Annotated in this window: 17 protein-coding genes; 7 read left to right on the forward strand and 10 right to left on the reverse strand. The window is 60.6% G+C overall.

Going from position 1 to position 23,530, the window contains the following annotated elements; genetic code table 11:
• Positions 1-3,719: membrane-targeted effector domain-containing toxin (locus AC3WN7_RS20545; protein WP_102674825.1), on the reverse strand; the 3,719-nt coding region annotated here is incomplete at its 3' end.
• A gap of 192 nt (positions 3,720-3,911) precedes the next feature.
• Between AC3WN7_RS20545 and AC3WN7_RS20550 the strand changes: the two genes are divergently transcribed.
• Entirely contained in the window at positions 3,912-5,288 is a 1,377-nt protein-coding gene (locus tag AC3WN7_RS20550; protein ID WP_102674824.1) for a multicopper oxidase family protein, read from the forward strand.
• Positions 5,288-5,785, forward strand: a complete 498-nt coding sequence (gene tadA / locus AC3WN7_RS20555; protein ID WP_007973921.1) for a tRNA adenosine(34) deaminase TadA — start codon at positions 5,288-5,290, stop codon at positions 5,783-5,785. The genes AC3WN7_RS20550 and tadA overlap by 1 nt, the downstream gene beginning before the upstream one ends.
• 131 nt (positions 5,786-5,916) lie before the next feature.
• On the opposite strand, the gene cmoB is transcribed toward tadA, so the two are convergent.
• The 7 genes from cmoB to AC3WN7_RS20590 all read right to left on the reverse strand — a co-directional run bounded on the left by cmoB (position 5,917) and on the right by AC3WN7_RS20590 (position 15,857).
• On the reverse strand, positions 5,917-6,873 hold the full coding sequence (gene cmoB, locus AC3WN7_RS20560) for a tRNA 5-methoxyuridine(34)/uridine 5-oxyacetic acid(34) synthase CmoB (protein WP_102674823.1): 957 nt from the start codon (positions 6,871-6,873) through the stop codon (positions 5,917-5,919).
• Positions 6,870-7,613 carry a carboxy-S-adenosyl-L-methionine synthase CmoA gene (gene cmoA / locus AC3WN7_RS20565; protein ID WP_102674822.1) on the reverse strand — a complete coding sequence of 248 codons (744 nt, stop codon included), beginning with the start codon at positions 7,611-7,613 and terminating at the stop codon, positions 6,870-6,872. The genes cmoB and cmoA overlap by 4 nt, the downstream gene beginning before the upstream one ends.
• Positions 7,614-7,867: 254 nt before the next feature.
• On the reverse strand, positions 7,868-8,503 hold the full coding sequence (locus tag AC3WN7_RS20570) for a lysoplasmalogenase (protein ID WP_102674821.1): 636 nt from the start codon (positions 8,501-8,503) through the stop codon (positions 7,868-7,870).
• Positions 8,504-8,505: 2 nt separating this feature from the next.
• Positions 8,506-8,898 carry a protease inhibitor I42 family protein gene (locus AC3WN7_RS20575; protein WP_095964856.1) on the reverse strand — a complete coding sequence of 131 codons (393 nt, stop codon included), beginning with the start codon at positions 8,896-8,898 and terminating at the stop codon, positions 8,506-8,508.
• Between the two features lie 217 nt (positions 8,899-9,115).
• Positions 9,116-11,533: an endopeptidase La gene (lon, locus tag AC3WN7_RS20580; RefSeq protein WP_095964857.1), complete on the reverse strand. Its 2,418-nt coding sequence runs from the start codon at positions 11,531-11,533 to the stop codon at positions 9,116-9,118.
• Positions 11,534-11,850: 317 nt separating this feature from the next.
• A complete protein-coding gene (locus AC3WN7_RS20585) occupies positions 11,851-14,262 on the reverse strand; it encodes a glucose/quinate/shikimate family membrane-bound PQQ-dependent dehydrogenase (RefSeq protein ID WP_102674820.1) in 2,412 nt (803 codons plus the stop codon).
• 212 nt (positions 14,263-14,474) lie between these two features.
• Positions 14,475-15,857: a carbohydrate porin gene (locus tag AC3WN7_RS20590; protein WP_102674819.1), complete on the reverse strand. Its 1,383-nt coding sequence runs from the start codon at positions 15,855-15,857 to the stop codon at positions 14,475-14,477.
• A 349-nt stretch (positions 15,858-16,206) separates the two neighbouring features.
• Here AC3WN7_RS20590 and AC3WN7_RS20595 point away from each other — a divergent pair, with 349 nt between their 5' ends.
• A complete protein-coding gene (locus tag AC3WN7_RS20595; protein ID WP_007975135.1) occupies positions 16,207-16,437 on the forward strand; it encodes a VF530 family protein in 231 nt (76 codons plus the stop codon).
• A gap of 2 nt (positions 16,438-16,439) precedes the next feature.
• On the forward strand, positions 16,440-17,081 hold the full coding sequence (locus AC3WN7_RS20600; protein WP_102674818.1) for a Pr6Pr family membrane protein: 642 nt from the start codon (positions 16,440-16,442) through the stop codon (positions 17,079-17,081).
• 150 nt (positions 17,082-17,231) lie between these two features.
• Here AC3WN7_RS20600 and AC3WN7_RS20605 read toward each other — a convergent pair whose 3' ends face one another.
• Positions 17,232-18,017: a siderophore-interacting protein gene (locus AC3WN7_RS20605; protein WP_102674817.1), complete on the reverse strand. Its 786-nt coding sequence runs from the start codon at positions 18,015-18,017 to the stop codon at positions 17,232-17,234.
• Entirely contained in the window at positions 18,014-18,589 is a 576-nt protein-coding gene (locus AC3WN7_RS20610; protein WP_102674816.1) for a PadR family transcriptional regulator, read from the reverse strand. The genes AC3WN7_RS20605 and AC3WN7_RS20610 overlap by 4 nt, the downstream gene beginning before the upstream one ends.
• A gap of 519 nt (positions 18,590-19,108) precedes the next feature.
• Here AC3WN7_RS20610 and AC3WN7_RS20615 point away from each other — a divergent pair.
• The 3 genes from AC3WN7_RS20615 to AC3WN7_RS20625 all read left to right on the forward strand — a co-directional run bounded on the left by AC3WN7_RS20615 (position 19,109) and on the right by AC3WN7_RS20625 (position 23,472).
• Positions 19,109-19,585 carry a CS1 type fimbrial major subunit gene (locus tag AC3WN7_RS20615; protein ID WP_015093674.1) on the forward strand — a complete coding sequence of 159 codons (477 nt, stop codon included), beginning with the start codon at positions 19,109-19,111 and terminating at the stop codon, positions 19,583-19,585.
• 110 nt (positions 19,586-19,695) lie between these two features.
• On the forward strand, positions 19,696-22,218 hold the full coding sequence (locus AC3WN7_RS20620) for a CS1-pili formation C-terminal domain-containing protein (RefSeq protein WP_102674815.1): 2,523 nt from the start codon (positions 19,696-19,698) through the stop codon (positions 22,216-22,218).
• On the forward strand, positions 22,219-23,472 hold the full coding sequence (locus tag AC3WN7_RS20625; protein WP_102674814.1) for a hypothetical protein: 1,254 nt from the start codon (positions 22,219-22,221) through the stop codon (positions 23,470-23,472).
• Positions 23,473-23,530: the final 58 nt, after the last annotated feature.

Below are 23,530 nucleotides of genomic sequence, written 5' to 3' on the forward strand. Positions count from 1 at the left end.
ACGGGGGGTAGGGCGGGGGGGGGGGGCAGGGAAGTGGAGAAATCGCTGCGGGCAAAGAAGCTTCGAGCGTCCCGTGACAACTCGGCACGAGGGGCGGCGACGTATTCGTCGTAGGAGGTAATCCCTTTCATTGTGCCGTCGGGCAAACGGCTGACTTTGACATGGGTCTCCGGTTTGCCCATCGCCAGCTTCCTGAGGCTGTATCTGGCAGGTGCGTCGTATTTTGTGGCGGGTTTGCGCAGCGCGATTTGCGGCTGGGGTTGAGCGACCCCTGGCGACATTCCTTTCAGATTGTTGCCGCCACCCTTCAGGCCGGCGCGTGGTGCCAGCTCCCACTCACCTTGAGCGTTCAGGCGTACCGGCAATGAGCCTGAAAACGCGTTCGGGTTTTCAGGATCGATAATGGCCCACGTGCCGACACCGTTGGTGTCGGTTTCATAGCGCACGTACCAGGCCGTATCGTTGAGCATGATGGCTGTCGATGGATTGCCGTCGAGTCGATAGATGCCCTGGAATTTCCCGGGCGTTGTTTCCGGTGTTACCCCTTCCAGCAATTCGTTGGCTTGCCAGTGCTGGGGTAGGCTCGGCCGCTGGACTTCAGGTCGTACCCGGGCAAGCTCTTCGAGCTCCGATGCCGCACCCTCGGCCTCTCCAGCCACTGGCGGCCAACCCATCGGTTGCATGCCATTTTCAATCAGTGCCTGTTTCAGTTCTCCCAGGTTATCCACTGTCATGGAGTCATAGGCCGGCCCAAGCGGAGTATCCAGGTTGATCCTGCCACCGGGTGTCATTCTGATCACAGTGTCGGCCATTCGGTTCTCGGCATTGCGATAGACCACCAACAGGCTGCTTCTGTAGCGCTGAAAGGTGAACATCCCCGGTTCCGGCAACAGCGCTCGCAGCTCTTGTGGCGTCCGGTAGGCCCACGGGGTTTGCATTTGTACACGCCAGTCGCCCTGGATGCTGTCTCGGATGTGGTCGAAACCAGTGATACCGGACCCTTCCTCCTCGACAGGCGAGCCCGGATAGTCTGCATATTCCACCGCTAATCCCGGATCGGAACCAATGGGCAGTGCCTGGCCCGGTGTCACGTCTTCGATTCGTACACTCAAGGCGTCAGTCTGTTCACTGATGCCTTGATAGCCTCTGAAACTCGTCATGTGTTCCTGATCGACCAAGGCAATCCATTTGGCGGGTCCCTTCAATTCTTCATTGAGCTGAATGACCTCGCCAGCAAAGTAACTCCTCGCCATTTGGCTGTCCGGATGCCGGGAAAACGAGTCTTCGTTGATGTTGTAGGTCGTTGTCATATCGATGGCCTGCACCCGCACACGCTGGGTGTTGGCAGACCTCACCAGCGCCAGCAGGTTGAATCTGCCCTCGGGATCGTTGCCGGCCCTGATGTCGAGTTTTCTCAGGTAGGTCTCCAGCTCTTCGGGCATTTCGCCGGTTCTGGCAAACGTGTCCAGATCGAGCTGATTGACGTTGGCCAGCAGTTCCTGCAAGTACAACGTCTTCACGCCGCGGCGGGCCAGGGCGGGCATGTTTTCGATCAGGAACTGTTTACTGCCGATACTGCCGCGGCTCTCGCCAACGATCAGTCCCGGTTTTTCCGCGAATGCGACGTCGAGCAGTTCGGTCGATGCGTTTAACACTCGTGCAGGGACTGGAAGGCGAGGGGTTGGGGGATTGAGCTCGTAGTAGGCGTTTGCATCGCTGATCAGTTCATTGCGTGGCTCTTCCTGATCCAGCTGGAACTCGCTCAAGGACTCGGTGAATTCGTCGATAGGGGACATCAACTCACTGTGTACATCTATGCTGCCCATGGTCCGTAAACGTCTGTACAAATTACGTACATCGGGTCCACCGAGTGCCCAGGCCCTCATTTGCGGGTCTTCGAGGCCGGGCACATGAATGCCCGGTGTACGCGCCCATTCTTCGATGACGGGCTCGCTTGTCGCACCAGTGCTGGAAACCGGCGATACGATCATGCCGCCCCTCAGTCCCAGGCGCGGGGTGATTTCCCAGGTGCCAGCAGCATTTAAGCGCACGGGGATCGAACCGGAGAATGCATGGGGGTTGGCCGGGTCGATGATGGCCCAGGTGCCACGGCCATTGATATCGGATTCATAGCGCACGAAGTACGCGTTGTCGTTGAGCTTTATCGCGGACGAAGGGTTGGAAGCGAGCTGATAGGTGCCTTGAAACTTGCCCGGTTCGTGAACCAGTGTGTCGTCGCTGAGCGATACCTTGATCTTGAAAGATTCCGGCACCTTCACCGTAGGTCCGGCATTATCCGGTGTTCCAACGGCCACCTCGGTCGGTGCAGGTTTGGGGGCTTTGGGCGGTGGTGTTGTCTCCTTCAGCTCAGCCATTTCCTTCGCCTCGGCGGCGTCGATTTCGGGGCCGGCTTCCTCCAGCGAACCGGGACCTTTGAGGACGAGCAGGTTGAACAAGATGTCGATACCGCTGAGCACCGCGCCAAGCACACCGGCCTTGCGTTCCTCGGCGGTTTTGCCGTTGACCGCCTGATCGATGTTCAACCCCATGTTGGCGATGCTGGCGCCGATCACCGGCAGTGCGACCGGCCAGCCGACGACCGCCATCGGACCGAACACTTTCACGCCGGCGCTGAGGTAACCGATCCACAGTTTTTCCCGCAGATCGCCATTGGAGGTCAGTGACAGCGCGGCCTCGGCGGACATCGCGGCCCTGGTCGAGTCTCGCAACCAACTGAAAACGTCACCGTCAACGCCGCGGTTTTCCTGATTGATCAACTGATGGTCGTACGCACTCCAACTGCCCACCAGGCGGTTCATCAGGTCCGTGAGGTTGTCAGCGATGTCCTGGCGATCGGCCATGGAGAAGTGCGCCATGAATGCCTGGCGTCGCGCCTCGTCATTCATTTGCAGCAACACCCAGAAGTGCATGTCCGTTTCGGTTTCCAGCACCTTGAAGGCTTCGGCCTCTCCGGGAAGGTAGAGAATCTGCCGGCCTTTGGGCGCCTTGATGCGCACAATGTTGTTCGACAGGTAGCCGGCCACATCCAGCATTCGTACCTGGGCATGCGTATCGGCGTATTGCGTTTGCAACATCTGCAGGCTGACCGGCCAGGTGATGGGGCCCATGACGGCCGTGACGGCGACATTGAAGTCCGCGTCACTGAGCTTCTTACGGTCGCGGGCCCGCAAGGCGTTGATGAGAAAATTGCACTTGGCCAGGGTACGGAAGTCGGCGTCTGATTCGCTCCAGAAGCTCGTCAGCCGTTCGTTGTAGACCGCGCTGAAGTCGATGCTCCAGAAGTCTGTCAGCACGTCGTTGCCGTGCAGGCGCACTTCGTTGGTTTCATTGAAAGTCCCGGTGCGCGGTCCAGCGGTATAGAAACCCGCATACACATCCAGCAGATCGGCATTGTCCTGATCGGCGGCGCGGAAGCGGTGGATCACCAGTTGGGTCAGGGTCATGGACGACGTCGGGGTGGCGTTCACATGCTCCCATCCGGAGAAGGCCTTCGAGCTGCTTTGCGACGCGTCGAAGCGGTGGAAATACACCCGGTCCGGATCGAGGCCGGTGATGCCGTACTTCTTCAGCAGGTTAAGGGCGACGTCATGAGCGGTGTCTTGCAGGCTGGGGCAGGTCTTGATGATGCGGGTGGCGATGGCCTTGAGGGCGGCCTTGTCGTCTGCATTGGGCAGGGGCCGGTTTTGATTCGGATTCATGCAGTCTCACTCCTTGAGAAACGAGTATTGAGCATGACCCGTTCGTTCAGAGGAGGTGTACTACATAGTTATATGCATGGGCGATCCGGCATGCGTCACTGTATCGCCCTTACTGTTTCGCAGTTGCAGGTGTATCGTATTCGCCTTTTCCGGGTCGCTGGCCTGTCGTTGATTTGTGAGGTAGTTGAGTTCATGTCCTTTACCCGTCGCCAAATACTCGGTGGCCTGGCCGGTCTTGTTGTCGTTGGCGTGGGAGCCGGTGGTGCGTCGCGCTACTGGCTGGGCAAGATGGCCGATGCGGATGCCGGTCACGACTATGAGCTGATTGCGGCGCCGTTGGACGTGGAGTTGGTGGCCGGGCACAAGACCCAGGCCTGGGCCTTTGGCCCGTCGGCGCCGGGCACCGAGTTGCGGGTGCGCCAGGGTGAATGGCTGCGGGTGCGCTTCATCAATCACTTGCCGGTGGCGACCACCATTCACTGGCACGGCATCCGCCTGCCGCTGGAAATGGACGGCGTACCCTACGTCTCGCAATTGCCGGTGCTGCCGGGCGAGTACTTCGACTACAAATTCCGCGTACCGGATGCCGGCAGCTACTGGTACCACCCGCATGTGAACAGCAGCGAAGAACTCGGCCGTGGCCTGGTGGGCCCGCTGATCATCGAAGAGCGCGAGCCCACCGGTTTCATGTACGAAAAGACCTTGAGCCTCAAGAGCTGGCATGTCGACGAGGTCGGCAATTTCGTCGAGTTCAGCATCCCCCGGGAAGCGGCCCGTGGCGGCACGGCGGGACGCCTGGCGACCATCAACGGTGTGCCGCAGGCGGTGATCGACTTGCCGGCGGGGCAGATCACCCGGGTGCGCATTCTCAATCTCGATAACACCCTGACCTATCGCCTGAATATTCCCGGCGTCGAAGCGCAGATCTATGCGCTCGACGGCAACCCCGTCGAACCGCGCCCGCTGGGCAAGGAATACTGGCTCGGCCCCGGCATGCGCATCTGCCTGGCGATCAAGGCGCCGCCGGCCGGTGAAGAGTTGTCCTTGCGCAACGGCCCGGTGCGCCTGGGTACCTTGCGTTCAGTGGCCAATACCGACGCACCAAGCCAATGGCCGCCGGCACTGCCGGCCAACCCGATTGCCGAGCCGGACCTGGCTAATGCCGTGAAACTCAACTTCAATTTCGAATGGGTCGGCTCGGTGTCGGTCAACGTCGACAATGGCAAGCCGCCGAGCCTGTGGCAGATCAACGGCAAGGCCTGGGACATCACCGACAAGACCTGCGCCGACCGCCCGATTGCCAAGCTGGAAAAGGGCAAGAGCTACATTTTCGAATTGAAGAACATGACCCAGTATCAGCACCCGATTCACCTGCACGGCATGAGCTTCAAGGTCATCGCCTCGAACCGGCACAAGGTGATTCCGTACTTCACCGACACTTATCTGCTGGGCAAGAACGAGCGCGCGCAAGTGGCGCTGGTGGCGGATAATCCCGGGGTCTGGATGTTCCACTGCCATGTGATCGATCACATGGAAACCGGCCTGATGGCCGCCATCGAGGTGGCGTGATGCGTCAGATTCGTCCCGCCGCCATCATCGACCGCAGCCGTGATCGCGAATTCATGCGTGAAGCCCTGGCCCTGGCCGCCCAAGGCGCAGCCCTGGGCGAAGTGCCGGTGGGCGCGGTGCTGGTGCAGGACGGTGAAATCATCGGGCGTGGCTTCAATTGCCCGATCAGCACCAGCGATCCCAGTGCCCACGCCGAGATGGTCGCGATTCGCGCCGCCGCCGAGGCCGTCAGCAACTATCGCCTGCCCGGCAGTACGCTGTATGTGACGCTGGAGCCGTGCAGCATGTGCGCCGGGCTGATCGTGCATTCGCGGATAACGCGGGTGGTGTATGGCGCGCTGGAGCCCAAGGCGGGGATTGTGCAGAGCCAGGGGCAGTTCTTTACCCAGGGCTTTTTGAATCACCGGGTGTTGCATGAGGGTGGGGTGTTGGCGGAGGAGTGCGGGGCTGTTTTAAGTGAGTTCTTCAAGGCCCGAAGAGCAAAACCTTCCGACTAAACACTGACCCCCCTGTAGGAGCGAGCCTGCTCGCGATGGTCGTGAACGATTACGCGGGCAATCTGGTTCCCCGCGGTGTTCTTGAGTCCATCGCGAGCAGGCTCGCTCCTACAGGGGATCTTCAGTGGCTGTTATTTACGAGCCACAATCACCGCCCGCATCGGCGCCGGCAGCCCTTCAATCGTCTTGCTGTGATCTTCCGGATCGAGGAAGTCGCTCAGCGACTGATACTTCATCCACTCCGTCCCGCGCTGTTCTTCGACTGTGGTGGTGCTCACATCCACGCACTTCACATCAGTGAACCCGGCACGTCGCAACCACAACTCCAGCGCCGGCACCGACGGCAGGAACCACACGTTGCGCATCTGCGCGTAGCGGTCTTCCGGCACCAGCACCTGGTGCTTGTCGCCTTCGACCACCAGCGTTTCCAGCACCAGTTCACCGCCCTTGACCAGGCAGTCCTTCAGCGCCAGCAAATGCTCGATGGGCGAGCGGCGGTGGTAGAGCACGCCCATGGAAAACACCGTGTCGAAGCCTTCGAGGTTCGGCGGCAGGTCTTCGAACGGGAAGGGCAGGTGCCAGGCGTTCGGTTCGGACAGGTAGCGCTGCACCGCCTGGAACTGGCAGAAGAACAGCCAGTTCGGGTCGACACCGATCACGCTGTCGGCACCGGCGCCGAGCATGCGCCACATGTAATAGCCGTTGCCGCAGCCGACATCGAGGATGCGCTTGCCCGCAAGGTCCAGATGCGGGGCGACCCGCGACCACTTCCAGTCCGAGCGCCATTCGGTGTCGACGTGCACACCGAACAGGTCGAACGGGCCCTTGCGCCACGGCGACAGGCCCATCAACGCGGAACGCATTTGCGCGCGGGTCTCGTCGCTGCAATCGGTGTCCAGCTTCAGGCCGTTGAGCAAATCGACTTCGCTCGGCTGGATCCCTGGCAGGGCGTCCAGCGCGCTTTGCCAGCGCTCCAGGTCGCCATGGCCCTTTTCCATTTTCTTGTCGAGTTGCGCCTGCAGGGTGTTGGCCCATTCGGCCAGCGGCGTGCCGGCCAGACGGCGGGCGAGGGGAGACAGATCAATCATGGCAGGGCAATCAACGAGGCAAAGTTAAGACACTGGAACCACGGCACGACTTTCGAGAACCCGGCGGCCAGCAGGCGTTCGCGGTGTTCTTCGAGGCTGTCGGGCTTCATGACGTTTTCGATGGCGCTGCGCTTCTGGGCGATTTCCAGCTCGCTGTAGCCGTTGGCGCGTTTGAAGGCGATGTGCAGGTCGGTGAGCAACGCGTGTTCCTGCTCGTCTTCGAAGCGCAGTTTTTCCGAGAGGATCAGGGCACCGCCGGGCAACAGCGACTGACGGATACGCGTCAACAGCGCGGTGCGTTGGTCCGGGGCGATGAATTGCAGGGTGAAGTTCAACGCCACCACCGAAGCCGGCTGGAACTCCAGCGCCAGGATGTCGCCCTCGATCACCTCGACTGGCAGCAACTCCTGGAACATCGAGTTCTGGCCATTGAGGTATTCGCGGCAGCGCTCGACCATGGCCGCCGAGTTATCCACAGCGATCACCCGGCAACCATCGGTGCGCACATGCCGGCGCAGGGCCTGGGTCACGGCACCCAGCGACGAGCCCAGGTCGTAGAGCACGCTGCCCGGTTGGGCGAACTGCGCGGCGAGCACGCCGAGGTTTTCGACAATGGTCGGATAGCCCGGCACCGAGCGCTTGATCATGTCCGGGAACACCCGCACCACGTCCTCGTTGAAGGCGAAGTCAGGCACCTGGGCCAAAGGCTGGGCGAAAAGGCGATCGGGTTCTTTGCTCACGGCGGTTCCAGCGGTATCGGTGAAAAGGCCGGCATTTTAGCCAAGTTGGCGCGGGGATGCGCGGGTTGTCTGATAAAGCGGGTGGGTTGATGCAGTTCGAAAGCCGAGAGTGCTCTTGTGGCGAGGGGGCTTGCCCCCGTTCGGCGGCGCAGCCGTCGTAAATTCGGTTAGTCGGGTGTGTCTGAAACTACTCGGTTGAATGGTTTTGGGGCCGCTGCGCAGCCCAACGGGGGCAAGCCCCCTCGCCACAGGGGTCAGCGTTTGCTTTGGGAGAACGCCGATGCCGTGATACCCCACTGCCCCAGCCAATAGCTGAGGATGATCACATAGGGCGCCGCATCGAACGGCACCACAAAACGGCTGATGCCAATCACACTGTCCGAAAACACAAAGGCCACCGCACCACCGGCAGCCAGCAAGGCCGAACGCTTGGGCACATCACTGCCAAGCCGCGCCAGCGCGCGCCAGAGCATGGTGCTGATCGCCAGGCCGTAGACGATCACCGGAACCAGTAGTGGCCCCAGTCCATGAGACATCAGAATCCCCAACAGCACCGCACCCACGCCGAGGGCGATGATCAGGGGTAAAAGAGCCAGGCGCCGGCAATCGCTCAAGTAGGCTTTCAGATACGCCAGGTGGGCGACCAGAAATGCGCCGAGGCCGAACACGAACAAATCCCCCGGCCACGCCAGCAACACGTCGCCGAGCAAGGAGAAAATCAGGCCCAGGCTGATCCAGCGCCGGTATTCGCCGGGAGGTGCGTCGTGCAGCCAGCCGAGCAGGGCCAGTACCGGCAGCGGCTTGACCAGCAGGCACAGCAGCGAGGCATGCACGCTCAGGCCATAAAGGAAGGTCACTGCGCCCATCAGCGCCAGAATCAGCCAGCCCACGGTCAGTTAACCGAAATCGCGCAATCGAACGAGTCCACCGGCAGCACTTCCGGCGCCCACGGCTGTTGCGAGGTCAGGCGCAAACGTCCCGTGCCGGTCGCAAAAGCCTGGAAGCGCCAGGTCGAAACCCCGGCCGAACCGACGATGCCGGCATCTTCCGGATTTCGATACACCTCTGGCCCCAAGGCGTGCAGTACGCCGCCGGCCGAATCCTGGATCGCCCAGCGATAACCCGTGGTCGGATTGCTCGGCAGGGTCAGGATCAGGTTTTGTCCGTTGCTGAGCTGCACCGGGCATTCGCTCTGTTTTTCCACAGTCACGTTTTGCGCAGGTTGCGTGGCGCACGCGGCCAGCAAGGCGAGGGCGAGGGGGACAAACAGGCGAGTGGGGGACATGAGATCAGTGGCTCCGGCGTTGGCGACGAACGGCGAGCATAACTGAAGATGAGACAAAGTGTGACAGTCAGCCTGGACGGTGGTGTCAGGACTGACGCTTTCGCGGGCAAGCCCGCTCCCACAGGGATTGAGGGTGCACACAGGTTTTGTGACCGACTCAATTTCCTGTGGGAGCGGGCTTGCCCGCGAAGACGGCAGTACAGGCGCTACAAGAGCATCAGAACAACACCTTGGCCACATCCGCAAAGCGCTTGGCAAAGTGCACGGTAATGCCCTCCTTCAGGTACTCCGGCAGTTCTTCGAAATTACCCCGGTTGGCCTCCGGCAGGATCAGCTCGAAAATTTTCTGCCGCCGCGCTGCAATCACCTTCTCGCGCACCCCGCCAATCGGCAGTACATGCCCGGTCAACGTCAGTTCGCCAGTCATGGCCACGCCTTTTTTCGGTGGCTGGTTGCGTGCCAGCGACAGCAGGGCGCTGGCCATGGTCACGCCGGCGCTCGGGCCGTCCTTCGGCGTGGCGCCTTCCGGTACGTGCAGGTGGACGAAGGCTTCGTCGAAGAACTTCGGATCGCCGCCATAGGACTTCAGGTGCGAGCTGACGTAGCTGTAGGCGATCTCCGCCGACTCTTTCATCACGTCACCCAGTTGTCCGGTGAGCTTGAACCCGCGGTTGAGGGTGTGGATGCGCGTGGCTTCGATCGGCAGGGTTGCGCCGCCCATGCTGGTCCAGGCCAGGCCAGTGATCACGCCGACCCCCGCCAGCACCTGCTCGTTGCGGAACACCGGTTTGCCGAGCGACGCTTCGAGATCTTTCGGGCCGAGCTTGATCACCGCTTTCGGTTCGTCGAGCAGTTTCATCACCGCTTTGCGCACCAGTTTGCCGAGGTTTTTTTCCAGCTGGCGCACGCCGGCTTCACGGGCATAGCCGTCGACCAGCGCTTTGAGCGCGCTGTCGCTGATGCTCAGGCTGCCCTTGGACACGCCGGCTTTCTCAAGCTGCTTGGGCCACAGGTGACGCTTGGCGATGGCGACTTTTTCTTCGGTGATGTAGCCCGACAGGCGAATCACTTCCATGCGGTCGAGCAACGGGCCGGGGATCGAGTCCAGGGTGTTGGCGGTGCACACGAACAACACCTTGGACAGGTCCATCCGCAGGTCCAGATAGTGGTCGAGGAATTCGACGTTCTGTTCCGGATCGAGGGTTTCCAGCAAGGCCGAAGCCGGATCGCCCTGGTAGCTCTGGCCCATCTTGTCGATCTCGTCGAGCATGATCACCGGGTTCATCACTTCGACGTCTTTGAGTGCCTGCACCAGTTTGCCCGGCTGCGCGCCGATGTAGGTGCGGCGGTGGCCCTTGATCTCGGCTTCGTCGCGCATGCCGCCAAGGCTGAAACGGTAGAACGGCCGGCCCAGGGATTCGGCGATGGATTTGCCGACGCTGGTCTTGCCCACGCCCGGCGGGCCGACCAGCAGCACGATGGAGCCGCTGATCTCGCCTTTGTAGGCGCCGACTGCGAGAAATTCGAGGATGCGGTCCTTGATGTCGTCGAGGCCGGCGTGGTGTTTGTCCAGCACCTTGCGCGCGTGCTTGAGGTCGAGTTTGTCCTCGCCGTATACGCCCCACGGCACCGAGGTCGCCCAGTCGATGTAATTGCGGGTGACCGCATATTCCGGCGAACCGGTCTCGAGGATCGACAGCTTGTTCATTTCCTCTTCCAGGCGTTTCTGCACCTGCGCCGGCAGGACTTTGCCCACCAGCCGCTGTTCGAACTGTTCGAGGTCGGCGCTGCGGTCGTCCTTGGTCAGGCCCAGCTCCTGCTGGATGACCTTGAGTTGCTCCTTGAGGAAGAATTCACGCTGATGTTCACCGATCTTGCGGTTAACTTCGGCGGAAATCTCTTTTTGCAGGCGCGCGACCTCGACTTCCTTGCGCAGCATCGGCAGGACTTTTTCCATGCGCTTGAGCATTGGCACGCAGTCGAGCACTTCCTGCAGCTCACTACCGGTGGCCGAGGTGAGCGCGGCGGCGAAGTCGGTCAGCGGTGACGGGTCGTTGGGGCTGAAGCGGTTGAGGTAGTTCTTCAACTCTTCGCTGTACAGCGGGTTGAGCGGCAGCAGTTCCTTGATCGCATTGATCAGCGCCATGCCGTAGGCCTTGACCTCGTCGGTCGGCTCGGTGGGCTGGTGCGGGTATTCGACTTCCACCAGATACGGAGGGCGATGGTGCTTGAGCCAGGTTTTCAGACGCACACGGGTCAGGCCCTGGGCGACGAATTGCAGTTTGCCGTTTTCGCGGCTGGCGTGGTGCACCTTGACCAGGGTGCCGTAGAGCGGCAGGGCCGAGGTGTCGAAGTGGCGCGGATCTTCCTGGGGGCTGTCCATGTAGAACAGGGCCAGGGAGTGGTGTTCAGACTTGGCCACCAGGTCGAGGGTCTCGGCCCACGGCTCTTCGTTGACGATGACCGGCAGGACCTGGGCCGGGAAGAATGGCCGGTTGTGGATCGGGATGATGTAGACCTTGTCCGGCAGGTTCTGGCCGGGCAGGGCCAGGCCTTTGCCGGGTTTGTGCTGTGGAGCGCTTTGTGGATCGGCGTATTCGCTCGGGTCTTCGGGGAATTCTTGCTGGTCGCTCATGGGGGCACCTGCACAATGGGTATGGGTCTTAGATGGGGCAGGTTGGCGGTGGTTTCAACGGTCATTTTCTGCAACGCCGTGTTTCGAAGGCGTGTTCAGCGCAGAGACAGGTTAGCTGAACCATGGCAGTGCGAGGTCAATTGTGGGAGCGGGCTTGCTCGCGAAGAGGGCGTATCAGTCGATGTAAATGTTGCCTGACACACCGTATTCGCGAGCAAGCCCGCTCCCACAGGGGGCCTGTGGTGTTTTGAGATCTGCGGCCACAAAAAAGGCGACGTCCTCACGGGCGTCGCCTTTCGTTTTACTGCCGCTAAAACTTACTCGGACAGTTTGTACGCAATCACATAGTCACCCATTTTGGTGCCCAGTGAGCCGTGGCCACCGACGACCAACAGCACGTACTGCTTGCCGTCCTTGCCGGTGTAGGTCATCGGCGTAGCCTGACCGCCAGCCGGCAGGCGCGATTTCCAAAGCTCCTTGCCGGTATTGACGTCATAGGCGCGCAGGTACTGATCCAGCGTACCGCTGAGGAAGCCGACGCCGCCAGCGGTGACTATCGAACCGCCCATGCTTGGCACGCCGAGTGGCAGGCCGATAGGCAATGGCGAGCTGTCGCGGCTGGTGCCGTTCTTGCGTTTCCACACGACTTTGCCTGTGGTCAGGTCGATGCCGGCCACGTAGCCCCAGGCCGGCGCCTGGCACGGTACGCCGAGCGGCGACATGAACGGGTGCATGATCACCGCATAAGGTGCGCCGGTGTTCGGTTGCACGCCCGCTGTTTCGCTTTCGCGTTTGCTGTCGGCCGCGACTTCGGCGCGAGGCACCATTTTCGAGACGAAGGCCATGTAGTTCGGGCTGGTGAACAGCATCTGGCGAACCGGGTCGACCGAAACGCCGCCCCAGTTGAAGACGCCGACGTTACCCGGATAGATCAGGCTGCCTTGTTCCGACGGCGGGGTGTACTGGCCTTCGTAGCGCAACTCCTTGAACTGGATACGGCACAGCATCTGGTCGAACGGGCTGGCACCCCACATGGCTTTTTCGGTGAGTTCCGGGGCCAGCAGGTTCAGGTCCGAACGGGCCTGTGTCGGTGCGGTGTGGTCACCTTTCACGGCGCCTTGCGGAACCGGGATTTCCTTGATCGGGATGATCGGCGTGCCGTCACGACGGTCGAGGACGTACAGGCTGCCTTGCTTGGTCGGTTGGATCACCGCAGGCTTGATGCCGTCGGCGGTTTTCATGTCCAGCAAGGTTGGCTGGCTGCCGACGTCCATGTCCCACAGGTCATGGTGAGTGAACTGGTAGTTCCAGCGCACCTTGCCGGTAGCCAGGTCCAGCGCGACCAGGCCGGCACTGAACTTCTCGGCGCCCGGGGTGCGGTCTGCGCCCCACTGGTCAGGGGTCTGGTTGCCCAGTGGCAGGTAGACCATGCCGAGTTTTTCGTCGACGCTGGCCAGCGACCACATGTTCGCCGAGTTGCGGCTGTAGTGTTCGCCTTCTGGCAGCGGTTCGGTCGCGTCTGGATTGTTGCTGTCCCAGTTCCACACCAGGTGGCCGTCGTGTACGTCAAAGGCACGGATCACGCCGGATGGCTCGTTGGTCGACTCGTTGTCGGTGACGTGGCCGCCCATGATCACCAGGTCACGGGTGATCGCAGCCGGCGAGGTGGCGTAGTAGCCACCGGGGGTGAACGGGCCGATGCCCTGGGTCAGGTCAACCACACCGTTTTTACCGAAACCTTCGCAGACCTTGCCGGTGTCGGCGTTGAGTGCGATCAGGCGTGCATCGGCAGTTGGCAGGTACAGACGACGCGGGCAGGCCTGGGCGACGGCTTTGCCGGCTTCAGAGATGACGGCGGAGGCAGCGTTTTCAGACTGGGCGTAGGCCGCTTCGTCGTAGTACGACACGCCGCGGCAGGTCATGTGGGCGAAGCCCTTGAAGCCCACCGGGCTCTTGATCTGCGGGTCGAAACGCCACAGTTCCTTGCCGGTGTCCGGGTCCAGCGCCAGCACCTTGCTATGGGCGGTGCAGGCATAGAGCATGCCGTTGGCCTTGAGCGGGGTGTTTTCGTTGGTCAGTTCCACCGGGTCATCGGCGGTTGGCAGATCGCCGGTCTGGATACGCCAGGCTTCTTGCAGCTTGCCGACGTTGGCCGGGGTGATCTGCTTGAGTGGCGAGTAGCGGTCACCGAACTCGCTGCGGCCATAGGCCTGCCAGTCGCCTTCGGGCATCTGCGGCGCGGTGCTGGTCATGTCCGCGGTGTCGCGGCCCAGTTCGCCCAAGGTCTCGCCCGGGTGGGTGAACTGGCTGGCCACGGCGGTGACACCGGCCAGGACCACGGCCACGCTCAAGGCGCCAGTGCCCACAGGGGCAGGGCCGTTGATCAGCAATGGACGACGGAACCACGGCAGCAGCATCACCACACCGAGGGCGAACCACAGCGCCAGGCGCGGCACCAGTTGCCACCAGTCGAGGCCGACTTCCCACAGCGCCCAAACAGTACTGGCGAACAGCACCAGTGCGTACAGGCCCAGCGCCGCGCGGCGGGCGGCGATCAGCAACACGCCGCTCAGCACAATGCCAATGCCGGCCAGCAGGTAGTACAGCGAGCCGCCGAGCATGCTCAGCTTGATCCCCCCGGCCAGCATGGCCAGGCCCATTAGCAGAAGCAGTATGCCGAGCAGGGTCGGCAACAGACGGCTTCGACCCAAGGCACCATCAGTGCTCATAGTGTGATTCTCCGTGATGTTTCAAGTAGTCCCGCGCCAGTTCACTGTAGATGACGATCCGGCGCGGGCAGGGTTCATAAAACCGGTGTGGTTGACGCAATCCCTTGTGGGAGCGGGCTTGCTCGCGAAAGCGGTGGCTCAGGCAGCACAAATGTTGGCTGTGATGACGCCTTCGCGAGCAAGCCCGCTCCCACAGGTTTTTGTGTGGTTGCTCAGAACGACGACTGGACCTTGATCCCGCCGATCAGCGCGTCGTCGACCTCGTTCACGCCGCCGGGATGGCGGATGTATTGCAGGTTCGGGCGCACGGTCAGCCAGTTGGTCACGTGCACGCCGTAATAGAGTTCGGCGCTGTATTCGGTGTCCTGGGGTGGCAGGTAGGACGGATTGTCGTAGTCGAAAACGACATTGGCCTGGTTGGTCGCCTCGGCGTTCTTGCGATAGGCCGGGTTGACGTGGACGCGGGCCATGGAAAAACCGATGTCGTCCCTGGACCGGGCATCGAACAGACCTTTGTAGACGAGACCGGCCTGGACGTAGTTGTCGATGGCATTGGTCTTCTTGTCGTGCATCGTGCCGTTGGCAAACAGGCTCAGGCCGCGGGAATGATCGCTGGCCAGGCGGGTGACTTGCTGCTGGAGGCCCAGCCACATGCCGTGCTTGCTCGAGGCGCTGCGGTAGGCTTCGCCACTCAGGGCGGCAGGCTGGCCATTGCTGTCCTTGTAGACGTCGGTGGCGTTGGCGCTGCTGTAGTAGTAACCGGCGCGGTATTCACCCGGCAGGCCGTTGAGTTTAGGCGTCCACACCAGCTCCACCGGCAGGACTGCGCCCTGGGTGCCGCTGCCGCTGAGCTTGAAGCCATTGTCGCGATCCAGGTTCGACGGGTTCTGCTCGTACGCGCCGACCTGTGCATAAAGCTCTGGCGTCAGGTGATATTTGACCCGCAGTGCCCACTGGCTGACCGGCCAGTTGTACCAGATGTCGCCCGCCCAGTTGCCGACCTGGGAGCCGCAGAACGCCAGGTTCTGGAAGTCGCAAGGGAAGCTGTTGAAGTCTTCGCCTTCGCCGAAACGGCCGACCTTGATGTCGAGTTTTTCGTCGAAGAACTTCTGCTGATACCACATCTGCGTCAGGCGCCAGGTCTGGCCGCGGCCCCAGACTTCCTGGGCCGAGGTGAAGCCGCCGACACGCGGATCGTTGATGCGGTCGTTGCTGATGTTGTTGCCGCTGCGTTCGGTGATGGTCAGCTGGAACTCGGCGTCGTCCCAGCCGAGGATTTTCTGCAAGTCCAGATGGGTGCCCAGGCCGAACTGGTCGCTGTAGCGGGCGGTGCGGTCATGGTCGTAGCCGCCGTGCAGATTGCTGCCCATTTCACCGGTGTAATCGACTTTGAAGTCGTAGCCTTTTTCCGCAAGTTCGCTGCGAGTGCCGTTCCAGTCGCCGAGCATCCACGGCGAATCGCTATCGAAGGCCGGAGCCGAGTGAGCGCAAGTGGCAAGGCCCAAAGCGGTGAGTCCGCCTATCAGGTTCAAGGTGTTTCGGCAGGCAACAGGTTTGAAGACAGCGCTGTCTTTCGAAAGCTGGAAATCAGGCATAGAGAAGAAATTCTTGATCTTTTTCTGGGGATTAAACGGAAGAAATGGCTAGCAGAAGCGTTTCAGCTAAAGCGGGCGCAAGGATAATCATCTGTTACAAATAGAGAAAGGGCTTTTACTGACATGCAGCCTTTCGGATTTGGTAACAGTTGTAGGAGCGGGCTTGCTCGCGATGGTCGATAACGATAACGCGTTCATTCTGGGTTGACGCGTTTTCGTTCGAGTCCATCGCGAGCAAGCTCGCTCCTACATCAACAGATTCACCTACATTTGATAGATCGCTTCCACCCGACGAAACCCTCGGCTAAGGTGCGCGACTTCCAATTCCCACTCTGCTTGAAGGCCCGGCATGACCGAACACAACATCGACCCGCTGCACGGCGTGACGCTGGAGCAAATCCTCAACGCCCTGGTTGAACACTACGAATGGTCGGGGCTGGCCGAACGCATCGATATCCGCTGCTTCAAGAGCGACCCGAGCATCAAGTCGAGCCTGACGTTCCTGCGTAAAACCCCGTGGGCGCGGGAGAAGGTCGAACGTCTGTATGTGAAGTTGATGCGCACCAAACGACCGCTCTGAACATGGTCGATCCTTGCGCGATGCGCCGCCGTTTTGTAGTCGTGGCTGCCATGCTCGGCTGGGCGGGATTGAGCATCCAGATGTACCTGATTTTCTATTCGCGCTGGACGCTGGGGGCCAGTCTGATCGGTGGGCTGGTGAGTTTTTTCAGCTATTTCACCGTGCTGAGCAACACCCTGGTGGCGACGGTGCTGACCTGTGAACTGACGTCCCGCGAGTCCGCCGCTCGACGCTGGTTCTTGCAGCCCTGGGTCATTAGTGGGGTTGCTGTGAGCATCACTGTCGTCGGCCTGGCGTACAGCGTATTGCTTCGCCATCTATGGCATCCCGAAGGCTGGCAATGGCTGGCCGATGAGCTGATGCATGACGTCATGCCGCTGCTGTTCCTGGGGTACTGGTGGTTCTGTGTACCGAAAGGCTCGTTGCGCTGGGGGCATATCGCGTTGTGGGTGATTTATCCGTTGGTGTACTTCGCTTACTCGTTGCTGCGCGGGCATGTGCTGGCGACTTATCCGTACCCGTTCATTGACGTGGACAAACTGGGTTATCCACAGGTGTTCATCAACGCCGGGGGATTGTTGGCGGGGTTTGTGGTGATTGCATTGTGGGTGGTGGCGCTGGACCGGTGGCGCGCTCGGATGTAGGCACTTTTGTGGCGAGGGAGCTTGCTCCCGCTGCACTGCGCAGCAGTGCTGAAACCTGCAACCGGGTTGTGTCTGGATAACTTCGGTTGCTGATTTTGCGACTGCTTCGCAGCCGAGCGGGAGCAAGCTCCCTCGCCACAGGTACGGTGGTCACTCCTCGTCGCTGTCATCCAACCGCCAATAGCCCACCGCCTTGACGAACTGCTCGTTCAGCCCATGCTCATCGAGCAACACCCGACGAATCCGCCGCGACACCTTGCTCTCGGTCGCGACCCACGCGTACAGGCTGCCGCCGGGCACCTGGATCTGGCGCACGGTGGTCAGCAGATTGTCCTTGCCACCTTCGCGCAGCACCCAGATCACATTGACCTCGGCAGCGCTTTCCAGCACTTGCTGCTCCTTGCCGTTCTCCACTTCCACGATCACCAGCGCACGGCGGTTGGCCGCCAGGCTTTCGAGCCGCCGGGCGATGGCGGGCAGGGCGGTTTCGTCACCGATCAGCAAGTAGCTGTCGAACATGTCCGGCACGATCATCGAACCCCGCGGCCCGCCGATGTGCAGGAACTGCCCCGGTTTGGCCTGTTCGGCCCAGGTCGAGGCCGGGCCGTCGCCGTGCAGCACGAAGTCGATGTCCAGTTCCAGGGTGTTCAGGTCATAGCGGCGCGGCGTGTAGTCGCGCATCTCGGGCAGCGGGCCGTTGTCCTTGCCGGCGCCCAGCACCAGGGTTTCCAGTGCCGCAGCCTGCTCGGCGTTCTGCGGGAACAACAGTTTGACGTGATCGTCCGTACCCAGGCTGACGAACCCCGCCAACTCCGGCCCGCCCAGGGTAATCCGGCGCATGCGCGGGGTCAGGTCGACCACGCGCAACACCTCCAGGCGACGGCGTTTGATTTCGTGCATGACACGGTAAATGGTTTGCGCGATCACTTCAGTCATTCGTTTTTCTCCTGAATGGGTTGAACGGCAGGGCCGTCGACGATGGCTTTGGCGGTGTCGTTGAGCAGGGCCGCGACGCGCTGGATTTCTTCCGCGCTCCAGCGGCCGTGGTGCAATTGCAGGGCGTGGCGCAGGTTGTGCACTGCCTCGTGGATTTCGGCCGGGCGATCATGGCCGCGCAACGAACGCTTGCTGACATCGATGCGCACCCGCACACCTTCAAGGGCGACGGCTTGCTCGGTCAGGGACTGGCGTCCGGCGTCGGTCACGCTGTAGCGTTTTTTCCCGCCTTCGGCGTCGCCGGTAATCAATTCGCTTTCTTCAAGAAACGTCAGGGTCGGGTAGATCACGCCGGGGCTGGGACTGTAGGCGCCGTCGAACATGCCTTCGATCTGGCGGATCAGGTCGTAGCCGTGGCACGGCTGTTCGGCGATCAACGCCAGCAGCAGCAGTTTCAGGTCGCCGGGGGCAAATACTCGCGGGCCACGCCCACCGCGTTCGCGGCCAGGGCGTTTCTCGAAGCCATCGCGACCGTCGCCGTGTTCGCGGTGGGGGGAATGATGGTCTCTCATTTTTTGCGTTCTCTTTCGTCGTGTTTAGATACAACTTAAGATATATCTTAAGAGGTCCGCAAGCCCCCCCGACCAACGGCTGATCACCACGCCAGGCGAAACCGCCACTGAAAATGGCGTTTTTGCAGCTCCGAAAAAGGCTTTCAAGACGCGCGAACAAGTTGAAATTAGTGTTAACTCTCTAAATTGACGATTCACGCCTTAATACATTGGATTTGTAATATCCCTCCTACAGAAGTTACTGTGTCGTTGTCGACCTTAATGGCCTGTGTATTGGCTTTATGTAGTCTGGATCTGACAGCTGAACAGTGATTTTATAAATATTAAAGTATTTTTCATGCCACGGTCGTGGCCCTTTGGCTACGCGCTTTGAGGAACTTGCCTGCTTACTTTCCGGATTGTTTGAACGATCATCTTTCGGCGTTGAGAGTTGCGCTGGAACATCACTGCTCGTGACTGTTTTGCTTCAGCGAAACTTTCAATACTTAGATCCTTTTTTTAAACGACAGGTACTGAAAGATGTTCAAGAAAATCGCGTTCGCTGCTCCTCTGGCTGTTCTGGCACTGAGTTCCTCGATGGCGTTTGCCGCCACCGAAGCCAAACACTCCATCAGCATTGTGGCCCATGTTCCATCCGACGATTTCTACGCGGTGCCGGTTGATGCGGACCTGGTCAACAAAGACCAGGACATGAGCTACAACCCGGGCACTGACTCCATGAAGACCGTCGACGGGCACTTTGATGTGCTGCACACCGCCGGTAAAGTGAACGCCCGCCTGGAAGGCGTGCCGAAACTGATCGCCGGGAACAAGACCATCGACCTGAAAGTCGAGCTCAACGGTAAAACCCTGACCACCACTTCGCAGGAAGTTGTTGGCGAAGCTGAGTCCAATGTCCGCTATCGCGCACCGTTCAAGATCAGTGCGCTGGGCGGTAAACCTGATGCGGGTGATTACACCGGTGTCGTCATGCTGGTCGTTGAACCTTCCGTATAAGTAACAACTGCGACGGTAAGCGTTTACTTGCTCAAAGTAACGTAACCGGTCGGCAAACTATCAAGTTTGCCGACCGGGCTTTGACTTCCTTGTAATCAGAGTATTTGTTCATGTTCCCGATGACGCCCATCGCGGCAACGCTTGCGTTGCTGTTATGTAGCAGCGCATTTGCGGCGCCGACTTCCGTTGATAATACGCCTCGAAGTTTACTGGCCCAGGCCAAGGGGCTGCCGGCCGATTTCGAGGAACATTTCTTCGATGTGCCATTGGCCGTGCGGGTCGAGCTTGATCAACAACCCCTCGGCGAGGCGATGATCGTGTTGTCCCGCGATGACCGGGTCACCTTGCTCGATTTCACCGACACCAGCGACAGCCGTTTCAGCGCTGGCGAACGCGACACCTGGGCCAGCATTCTGAAACCCGGCGTGGCGTTGGGCACCTGCAGCGGCCAATGCCCCGAGCAGATGTTGGCGGTGCACTACAACCTGGAAAACTCATTGCTGTCGATCGTCACTGAAAATGCCGAGCGCGACACTGAGGCCAAGCGTTTCTACGACCAGCCCGAAGGCGGCAGCAGCGGCCTGATGGTGCGCAACCAACTCAACCTCAACGGCGGCCAGGATCAGAACCTCGGCGGGCGTTATGGCCTGGAGGCCAGCGGCAGCCTGGGCAACTGGAGCCAGACCTTCAACATGCAACTGGCGCGTCTGGGCGGGCCGGATGACAAGACCTATCACGCCGTACACGAGCTCTACACCCAGCGCGAACTGCAAGGCAGTTTTTTCCGCCTGGGCTACTTCACCCCCAATTCCGAAGGCTTGACCCGTCAGCCCCGTTCGTTCGGCACCAGCCCCGACACCGCCGTTGGCGTGATGTACGGCAGTTCCGACAGCCTGGCGATCGACAGCCCCAAACCCAGCGTTTATCCGATCTATGTCACCGCCAATCGCCAGGCGTCGGTGGAGATTTATCGCGATGGTCTGCTGCTCAACACCCAAGCGGTGCCCGCCGGTTTGCAAACCCTTGATACCCGCCCGTTGCCCGGCGGCATCTATGATGTGGAAGTGCGCTTGATAGAAGACGGCCAGGTCACCTCGACTACTCAGGAGTTGATCTACAAACCGACCAACTGGCGCAACGTTGAGGAGCGCTGGCGCTACAACCTGTTCGCCGGCCAGGAAAGCAAACTGCTGAGCAACTGGGATCAACAGGACAGTGGCGATGCGACGGCAGGCGCCGCGATCAACTACCTGCTGCATCCACGGATAATCCTCGGGCTGTCGGCGCGTCAGGTGCGTAACACGCTGCAGTACGGCAGTTCCATCGACTGGAGCCTGGCCAACAGCGTCAGCCTCTATGCCAATCTGTACCAGACCGAAGACCACGGCACCGGCGCCGATCTGCAAGCGCTCTACAACTATGGTTCCGGCAGTCTGGTGGTGAGCCATAACCGCAGTTGGCTCGACACCACCAACACCTTCGACACGCTGCCCGACGGCACCCGCGTGCGCCAACGCAATGTGTTCACCGGCGAGACCAGCAATTCATCGCTGGCGCTGAACCACCGCATCAGCCGCAAGAGTTCGCTCAACGCGCGGGTCTCCCACAGTGAGGGCAACGTCGAAGGCGTCGGCGTCGACCTGGGCTGGACGCAACGCACCATGCTGCTGGGCAGCGACGCCAACTGGCGGTTGTCACTGTTCGATCGTCCCGGCAGTTACAGCAGCGGTGACGCGCGCAATCGCGGGGTTGACCTGAGCATCAGCGTGGCGCTCGGCGGGCCGGGTCAACAGGTTTCCGGCAGCATCGGCAGCCGCACCGCCCGTGATGGCAGCCGCGACACCAACGCCTCGCTCGGTTATCGCAAAGACCTGCAAGACCACATCCTGCAGAGCGTCTCGGTGACTGCGTTGACCGACACCTACGGCGTCGGCCTGTCGAGCCTGGCGAACTTTCGCACCGACGCGATCAACGGCGACGGCTTTATTCAGCGTTCCTCGTTCAACGACAACTTCACCGGTGGCCTGAACCTGGACAGCACCGTGGTCGTCGGTGGCCAGCGCATGGCCCTGACCAGTCAGTATCAAGGACGAGGGGCCGGGATGATCGTCGATGTCGAGTCTGATATCGACGGCATCGCGTTACGCGCCGACGACCTCAGCGGCGGCAGCGCGGCATTGCGTCCAGGGCGCAATTTCATACCGCTGACGGCCTACAGGAACAGCTCCGTGAGCTTCGACTTCGAAGGCAATCACGCGCCAGCGGCCAGCATCGAGCCGGCACGCACCCGTTATCACCTGAACAAGGGCGGCGTGGAGTATCGCAAGGTCTACGTGATGAAAACCCTGACCGTGCTCGGGCGTCTGGTCGACCCACAAGGCCGGCCGCTCAAGGGCCACCACGTGATCAACCACGCCAGTCGTGGCGTGAGTGAAGTCGATGGCTTCTTCTCGATGGAAATGCATGCCGGTTCACCGACCCTCGAAGTGCGTTACGCCGACCAGTTGCTGTGCCAGTTCCGGCTCGATACCGACAAGCACCGCAGTGAAAACAACGTGTTGATGATCGGCGATCTGCGCTGTTCGCCGGACACCTTGGCGGATGCGTCATTGACTCGCCAGGAGGCCAGTTGAATGGTTAATTTCAAGACGTGTATGCCGCAGTGGCTGTGCTTGCTGGCGCTGTTTGTGGCGCCCACGGCCGAGGCGGTCAATCAGGAGATCAGGGCGTTGTTCCGGCCTGACCCGGCAAACCCGCAACGTAATACGTTCATCAACAAAACCCCGGTCAGTGGTTACTGCGCGGACTATCCCGATCAGTGCGAACAGAACGCGACCTTCAGCATCCGCCTGCCCATACGGTTCGATTCCGTAAGGGCCATGCAACCCCATGACTCGCAGCGCAACAGTTCGATGTTCACCGTGCCGGCGCAATGGCGTGCATTGACGGTTACGAATGCCGAAACCGGTGAGTCGGAACAGGTCGAGATGCGCATTGCCGGATTTGGATCGCGGTACGTGCTCGACGACAAGGTCACCAACCTTACAGGTGCACCCAATACGCTTGAAGGGCACCGGGCATTGTGGGGCGGCCCGTATGGCAGCTGGGTGAACCCCCCGTCGCCGTGTCAGTACAGCGGCGTCGGTTGGTACACCGATGATTTTTACCAGTTTTACTGGAAAACCCCGATTCAGGGCACCTGCGTAAAAACTGCCAGTTTCAGGATTCCGACCATGTACTACGAGTACCTGGATTTCGCCTATGAACTGCGTACGCCCAATCCGCTTGGTATGTCTTCAGGGCTCTACACCGGCGACCTGACTTATCGCATCGGGCCGGGCGGTGACTTTGACATGGGCGACGTGATGGTGCCCAACGATTCCGATCTGACCCTGAGTTTTGTGCTTGATGTTCAGCACACCCTCAAGGTCGATATCCCTCCAGGTGGCAACAAAATCCGATTGGAGCCGCAAGGCGGATGGCAAAGCTGGCTGCAAGCCGGACGCCGGCCGGTGCGACTGTTCCGTGACCAGACTTTCAATATATCGGCCTCGACGCGATTCAAGATACTGATGCAATGCGGGCCCGGAATAGGTGGCGAATGCGGACTGGAGAATAGTGCGGATAACGGTCGTCGAGTCGTCTTACACATCAGCGTAAGCCTGCCTAATGGCATAACCGACCTCTCAGGCCAACCCGTGAGACGCCTGCGATTGAGGACCGGTGCGGGGAATGAGCAGCAGTTCAAGCCCGGCTTCTATGTGGACCGGGCACCGGGAACCCTGCATTTCGAAGTTGAGCAATCGTACATGGAATCCATGCTGAGGCCCGGTGTTGCCGGCACCTATACCGGCATTGTCATTGTGATCTGGGACTCGGAAATCTGATGGCTAACGCATCGATCAGTCGTACCGGCAGTGTGTTCAATGACCAAGGACTAAAAGT

The sequence above is a fragment of the Pseudomonas sp. FW305-70 genome, from assembly GCF_058783925.1.

Excerpts from the sequence above, each read along its gene's own strand:
- AC3WN7_RS20605 (WP_102674817.1), bottom strand. The coding sequence starts at position 18,017 with ATGACTGAAGTGATCGCGCAAACCATTTACCGTGTCATGCACGAAATC.
- AC3WN7_RS20550 (WP_102674824.1), top strand. The coding sequence starts at position 3,912 with ATGTCCTTTACCCGTCGCCAAATACTCGGTGGCCTGGCCGGTCTTGTT.
- AC3WN7_RS20615 (WP_015093674.1), top strand. The coding sequence starts at position 19,109 with ATGTTCAAGAAAATCGCGTTCGCTGCTCCTCTGGCTGTTCTGGCACTG.
- lon (WP_095964857.1), bottom strand. The coding sequence starts at position 11,533 with ATGAGCGACCAGCAAGAATTCCCCGAAGACCCGAGCGAATACGCCGAT.
- AC3WN7_RS20610 (WP_102674816.1), bottom strand. The coding sequence starts at position 18,589 with ATGAGAGACCATCATTCCCCCCACCGCGAACACGGCGACGGTCGCGAT.
- AC3WN7_RS20620 (WP_102674815.1), top strand. The coding sequence starts at position 19,696 with ATGTTCCCGATGACGCCCATCGCGGCAACGCTTGCGTTGCTGTTATGT.
- tadA (WP_007973921.1), top strand. The coding sequence starts at position 5,288 with ATGCGTCAGATTCGTCCCGCCGCCATCATCGACCGCAGCCGTGATCGC.
- cmoB (WP_102674823.1), bottom strand. The coding sequence starts at position 6,873 with ATGATTGATCTGTCTCCCCTCGCCCGCCGTCTGGCCGGCACGCCGCTG.
- AC3WN7_RS20585 (WP_102674820.1), bottom strand. The coding sequence starts at position 14,262 with ATGAGCACTGATGGTGCCTTGGGTCGAAGCCGTCTGTTGCCGACCCTG.
- AC3WN7_RS20600 (WP_102674818.1), top strand. The coding sequence starts at position 16,440 with ATGGTCGATCCTTGCGCGATGCGCCGCCGTTTTGTAGTCGTGGCTGCC.
- AC3WN7_RS20625 (WP_102674814.1), top strand. The coding sequence starts at position 22,219 with ATGGTTAATTTCAAGACGTGTATGCCGCAGTGGCTGTGCTTGCTGGCG.
- AC3WN7_RS20595 (WP_007975135.1), top strand. The coding sequence starts at position 16,207 with ATGACCGAACACAACATCGACCCGCTGCACGGCGTGACGCTGGAGCAA.
- AC3WN7_RS20575 (WP_095964856.1), bottom strand. The coding sequence starts at position 8,898 with ATGTCCCCCACTCGCCTGTTTGTCCCCCTCGCCCTCGCCTTGCTGGCC.
- AC3WN7_RS20590 (WP_102674819.1), bottom strand. The coding sequence starts at position 15,857 with ATGCCTGATTTCCAGCTTTCGAAAGACAGCGCTGTCTTCAAACCTGTT.